The sequence below is a fragment of the Enterobacter cloacae complex sp. IR5402 genome (assembly GCF_049238125.1).
GTDB classification, from domain to species: Bacteria; Pseudomonadota; Gammaproteobacteria; order Enterobacterales; family Enterobacteriaceae; genus Enterobacter; species Enterobacter hormaechei_C.
The window spans coordinates 1-5,259 of the sequence record NZ_JBMKHO010000032.1 but is presented as its reverse complement, the minus strand read 5'-3'; the positions used below and the strand labels follow the sequence as shown (position 1 = coordinate 5,259).

Sequence of the window (5,259 nt, the reverse complement as noted above, 5' to 3'; positions counted from 1 at the left end):
CCCCCCCTTTTTCCAGCACCGCATGCCGCAGCCGCTCCAGTCCCGCGTCTATTGCCATCAGGGCGGCCACAATCTGCACCCGATCATGACCGGCACCAACGGCATTCACTTTCCGGGCGATCTGGTTCAGGTTGTTCCCCATACCGGCAAGCTGGCGCAGCAGCGCCGGCGATATCGACGGCAGTCTGCCGGCACGCGCCGGCTTCTCATCGAGGCAGGTCTGACGCATCCACGCCGCCAGCTGCTTGCCGTCGCACCGCTCGAGCAGCCGCCGGTGTTCGTCTTCCGTCACCCACATCGTGAGCATCTTGTTGCGTTTGTCTGCCAGAGTAGCCTCCTGATAACACCGGGACGGGCGGGAAATGTTTCCCGGTCGGCACGGTGTTGGACAAGCCGCAGGCGCGTCAGTCGCTTTTAGCGGGTTTCGGGGCGCAGCCCTGAACCAGTCACGTAGCGCTAGCGGAGTGTATACTGGCTTATTATGTTGGCATGAGTGCGGTAATCAGGAAAGTGCTTCATGTGACAGAGGAAAATGCAGCTGCGGGCGTAAGGCAGAAAATGGAAGTTCAGAGGATATGACGCCTCCTCGCTCACTCAGTCGCTGCCGCTCCTGCCGTTCGGCTGCGGCGGGCGTTACCTGCACACGGAGAAGAGCGAAGGCATATGGCATGACAAACGGGGCAGAAAAAGGATGCGCCGCTGCCGTTTTTCCATAGGCTCCGCCCCCCCTGACAAGCATCACGAAATCTGACGCTCAAATCAGTGGTGGCGAAACCCGACAGGACTATAAAGATACCAGGCGTTTCCCCCTGGTGGCTCCCTCGTGCGCTCTCCTGTTCCTGCCTTTCGGTTTACCGGTGTCATTCCGCTGTTATGGCCGCGTTTGTCTCATTCCACGCCTGACACTCAGTTCCGGGTAGGCAGTTCGCTCCAAGCTGGACTGTATGCACGAACCCCCCGTTCAGTCCGACCGCTGCGCCTTCTCCGGTAACTATCATCTTGAGTCCAACCCGGAAAGACACGGTTCATCGCCACTGGCAGCAGCCATTGGTAACGGATTAGAGGAAGTGAGTCTTGAAGTTCTGCGCCAGTTAAGGCTAAACTGAAAGGACAATTTTTGGTGACTGCGCTCCCTCTAAGCCAGTTACCCGGTACATAAGTTGGTAGCTCATGTACCTTCCAAAAACCACCGTTGGTAGCGGTGGTTTTTATTTTTCATAGATTACAGCCTGTAATAAGCCATGGTCAATGGATTACTTCAAAAGTCGTCAATCGCCTTAAGTAGCTCATGGAATGATGTATAACATGGAAATAGATAAGGTTCGTGCGTGTTTTTATAATTAGTTTTAGCGTAAATATCTAGCTTTCTTGCGTTATCTTTCGCAGTACCAATCCTCTCTCTTATAGCAAGGTAAGTTAGTTTACTACCTTTATCATAGTTAGTTATTAATTTTTTTAGCGGGGAGCTAGACATCAAATTATCATACGACGAAAAATCTTTGGTTGTGAAGCCGAAATGCAACAATAACCATAATTCAAAACAAACACAGGATATTGCTATATTTATCCCATGCCTATTAGCTTTATTCCATGCCTTTTGATGACATGAAATAGACGAAGGCGTCAGATGCTCTTGATCATAAACAACCCAAAAGACGTCACCTTCTGCGGAAGATGATGAATTCTTTTTCTTTATCGCCTCATCCACCAACTGCTCAGGTGTATTTTTTCTTGTTTTAGGTATTTTAAATACACTTAAAGTTCTTTTAGATCTGTCTGAAATATAAGCCTCAAGGTATAATGGTTCGGTTTTCTCACCCTCACAGTATATATACATTACTTGTGGGACTTTCTTATTATTTCCATGTTTTTTACTCATCAGAAAGATCCCCGTCAAACTCTTCAAAAAAACCATCAGACAATTCTTTGACGTCAATATCCGGCATTACCAAGGATATATCACCAGATATAAATGAGGCTACCTTTAAGTAGTTTATGTCGGGAACCCCACCAAACCTACCCTCATCATACCAAGCTGCGTAAGGTGTTGTTGTTTTTATCTTTTTCTTATCAAAATCATCTAAGCTATAAAGAGACGACGCACCTTTATTTTTTTCACAAAACCATATCTGATCTCTTCTCATTTTCTCTGGAGCCATTAACTGCATATTATGGGTTGAGAATACAAGTTGTGAGCCTTTTTTATTGACATCAGGATCATTAAATAACTTAACAATCAAGTCAGCAATATGCGGGTGCAAGCTATTATCTAACTCATCAACAATTACAACCATACTATCATTAAACGCAGATCTAATTAGAGGTATGATTTCAAATAATTTTTGGGTGCCTTCAGACTCTCTCCCCATAGGGAAAGAAACACTCCCCCCTTCATCAGTAGGATGAGAGAACATATAACGATATTTATAATCTTCTTCAATTATCTCCTTTATTTCTTGAGGGATTTCCTCATCCATTTTTATTGGTATTTCCGCCTCAACCTCCCGTACAGATATACCGGAAACACCAGTGTCAACCATGCATAAAACCTTGGCCGTTTCATTTACGACGTCCTCCCTCTCCCCAAAAGAAGATATTCTTATCTTTTCATTTAAACCTATATGTCTAATTCCCTTTCTAAAAAAGTTATAAGCTTCTTTAATTATGTCTGGTGATGCGGCATTATTACCTGCTTTCGCTAAGTATGAATTATTAGGGAAGAATGGTATTTTTTTAATACCTCCTTTATAATGCCCACCAAACTTGATTGTTTCCCAGGTGTCGCTCTCATCTCTAGTAAATAAATTTGCTTTAACCCTAGATGGATAATAGTCTAATGATTCAAATAAAATCCGATTTTTAATAAAAGCAACTTCATAACTGAACCGATTCCCCTCAACAGAATAAAATTCAGCCTCAAACTTTACAGGAGCCTCATTCGTAGCCGAAGAAAGAGCATATGGCTCATAGCAGGGAATCCGTTTACCTTCTTTCAAATCACCGCTTTCTGTTGCGATAAATTTTATAGCTTCAAAAGCCATGAGAACGTTAGATTTACCAGACGCATTAGCACCATAAATCCCAGCACTCATGAGCGTTCCAACATTCATTCCATCATTTTTATAGATATGAGTTGTTAAATGGTTACTAGAACCGGATGCGCTCAAGTTTAATGTCGATTTTTCCTTAACCGACCTAAAATTTTCAATAGTCAAATAAACAAACATGCATACCTCCTAACGGGGATTTTTCGCCAAAAAAGCGAAAAATCAATCATAGGAAAGATATCCTATATGTTTTAATTTTGGAACAACATCTTCCTTAAAAAACGTTGTGCTATTTATAATTACACGCTATTTACCATAACATCTGTTGCCCGCACCGCTCCGGACAGGTTCGCCACAAACGGGGCGGCAGTCAGGTAAAACCGGCAACAAACCACCCGATACACCGCCCCGTTCGTGACAGATAAATTTTACCCGGCTGCATGGTCATGCAGCCAGATGCATACGGTCTGATTTCAGGCCAGAATCCGGATGAACGCCTTAAAAACAGGAAAATGCTTCTCCAGCCAGTCCCAGATCTCCAGCGCCATGTACAGGCAATTCAGCACCGTCTCAATCACGTTAAACAGTCTCATAATCCCTCCGTTGTATACGCTGTGATGGAAACATCACGACCGTATTTAGCGGGAAATTTATGAGCCCTTCTTCTTGGGGTTTGTCACTGGATGCGCGCAGTCAGCCCAGCGTCGGACCGTCATAGCTCCGCTGCCGGGAACGGGTTTCCGCCAGCTCTTTTTCATGCTGTTTCTGCTCGTATGCCCGTTCGGCGGCCACCGCCATTTCATGCCGCTGCACTACTGGCTCAAACGCTGTAACTGCCTGCTCAAGTTCGCCACCTGCTGACTCAAGCGCGTGACGCGCTCGTTCAGCGCCGCGTTCTCCCGTTGCATAAGACCAGACATCTTCTGCCATTCCGCGAAGGCGCTCTCCCACTCGTCCAGCCTTTGCGAGTAGTCCTGATGTAGCTGCTCTAATGCGGTCAGCAACTGTTTTTCCAGTTCCGTCATGGGCTATTTCCTCTCCAGTACCATCCAGTTCCCTTCCTCCCCGTAAGCTCCCGCTTTCGGGTTCACTTTGACGCAGGACAGTTTCTTCTCCCCGCAGAGCGACAGCTGCACGCCGTGGTTCTTCTCCGACAGCATGGCCTGCGTCCGCTCCTGCGCCCGGATAGTCTGGTAATTCCCGGTGATCTGCTGCCCCTGCCACCACAGAATGCTCCCGCTCGTGGCGATCAGCAGTACCGAGACCAGGGTGATGGTCAGCCACGTCCGGCCGACCATACGCAGCACGCTCAGCCGGTTCGACTGCATCGCCGCGGTCATACCCTGCTCGTGGGCGCTGATGGCGTCGCTGATTCTCTTCGCGCTTGCGCTCAGTTCCGCTTTTACAGACTGCTCGTGCTCGCTGAATGCGGCTTTCAGCATCTCGCCGGTACTCTGCTGCTGCGCTTTCGATTGCTGCTCCAAGTCCTTCGCCAGCGCTAAAAGACTGCTCATAAATGGCTCCCTTCAGTCGGATGTTTCGCCCCCCGTCCGGGTCGGCAATGCTGATACTGTTTTTTGTGGTGCGGACCACCTCAAAACCTGCCGCTGTGAGCGCCCCTGTGACGTCCTCGCGCGTTTTGAGCTCCCCGGATGAGGCTAAGGCCAGCAACCCACGTGTAATCGCCTGAGCGGCTTCCAGCTTCGTTTCCGGCAGTGCGGACGGCGTGACCAGTAACCGTCGGTTCTCCGGGGCGTTTGGATCATGCAGCCCCAGCCTGCCGTTCACCACGGTCTGCCAGGCATCGATGCGCGGCCGGTCGGCGCGATCGTAGTACGGCTGCAGGCGTTTCCCGGTCAGCAGTTCAGTGTTGGGGATCAGGAAATTCAGCTCCAGCCGCCCCTTGTCGGTGTGCTCCACCCACAGAATGCTGTACTGGTCTTTATCGAGCCCGGGCATCAGAACCCGCTCAAAGCTGGCCATAATCTGCTCCCGCTGCCCGGGCGGCAGTTCAGCCTCCGCGAACGACAGCACGCCGGAGGTGTACTTTTTCGCATACGGCGAGGCATCGATAAGCTCCCGGACTTCCTCCGGTTTTCCCTGCAGCACGGTCGCCCCCTCGCGCTGCCGGTCTTTTCCCAGCAGGTAATCCACCGGACCGGCACCACCACCGCGCCCCCGGGGATGAAATTTAACGATCATCATCCCCCCC

Annotated in this window: 6 protein-coding genes and 1 pseudogene; 1 reads left to right on the top strand and 6 read right to left on the bottom strand. The window is 49.2% G+C overall.

Annotated elements, in window-relative coordinates:
• Positions 1-307: MobC family plasmid mobilization relaxosome protein (locus tag ACOTXL_RS23705; RefSeq protein ID WP_421625859.1), on the bottom strand; the 307-nt coding region annotated here is incomplete at its 3' end.
• A 637-nt stretch (positions 308-944) separates the two neighbouring features.
• On the opposite strand from ACOTXL_RS23705, the gene ACOTXL_RS23700 reads away from it, so the two are divergent.
• Positions 945-1,106, top strand: a complete 162-nt coding sequence (locus tag ACOTXL_RS23700) for a hypothetical protein (protein ID WP_023144844.1) — start codon at positions 945-947, stop codon at positions 1,104-1,106.
• A gap of 152 nt (positions 1,107-1,258) precedes the next feature.
• On the opposite strand, the gene ACOTXL_RS23695 is transcribed toward ACOTXL_RS23700, so the two are convergent.
• From ACOTXL_RS23695 to ACOTXL_RS23675, 5 genes and pseudogenes are all read right to left on the bottom strand, one after another.
• Positions 1,259-1,879, bottom strand: coding sequence for an RloB family protein (locus ACOTXL_RS23695; protein ID WP_023312615.1), 621 nt, complete (start codon positions 1,877-1,879; stop codon positions 1,259-1,261).
• A complete protein-coding gene (locus tag ACOTXL_RS23690; protein WP_014386473.1) occupies positions 1,872-3,227 on the bottom strand; it encodes an AAA family ATPase in 1,356 nt (451 codons plus the stop codon). Before ACOTXL_RS23690 ends, ACOTXL_RS23695 begins: the two co-directional genes overlap by 8 nt.
• A 632-nt stretch (positions 3,228-3,859) precedes the next feature.
• Positions 3,860-4,072 carry an MbeD family mobilization/exclusion protein gene (locus ACOTXL_RS23685; RefSeq protein ID WP_000137423.1) on the bottom strand — a complete coding sequence of 71 codons (213 nt, stop codon included), beginning with the start codon at positions 4,070-4,072 and terminating at the stop codon, positions 3,860-3,862.
• Positions 4,073-4,075: 3 nt separating this feature from the next.
• A complete protein-coding gene (locus ACOTXL_RS23680) occupies positions 4,076-4,561 on the bottom strand; it encodes an MbeB family mobilization protein (RefSeq protein ID WP_013631087.1) in 486 nt (161 codons plus the stop codon).
• A gap of 370 nt (positions 4,562-4,931) precedes the next feature.
• A pseudogene (locus ACOTXL_RS23675) lies at positions 4,932-5,249 on the bottom strand (nuclease); the annotation flags it as partial.
• Positions 5,250-5,259 lie beyond the last annotated feature (10 nt).

Excerpts from the sequence above, each read along its gene's own strand:
- ACOTXL_RS23700 (WP_023144844.1), top strand. The coding sequence starts at position 945 with ATGCACGAACCCCCCGTTCAGTCCGACCGCTGCGCCTTCTCCGGTAAC.
- ACOTXL_RS23695 (WP_023312615.1), bottom strand. The coding sequence starts at position 1,879 with ATGAGTAAAAAACATGGAAATAATAAGAAAGTCCCACAAGTAATGTAT.
- ACOTXL_RS23690 (WP_014386473.1), bottom strand. The coding sequence starts at position 3,227 with ATGTTTGTTTATTTGACTATTGAAAATTTTAGGTCGGTTAAGGAAAAA.
- ACOTXL_RS23685 (WP_000137423.1), bottom strand. The coding sequence starts at position 4,072 with ATGACGGAACTGGAAAAACAGTTGCTGACCGCATTAGAGCAGCTACAT.
- ACOTXL_RS23680 (WP_013631087.1), bottom strand. The coding sequence starts at position 4,561 with ATGAGCAGTCTTTTAGCGCTGGCGAAGGACTTGGAGCAGCAATCGAAA.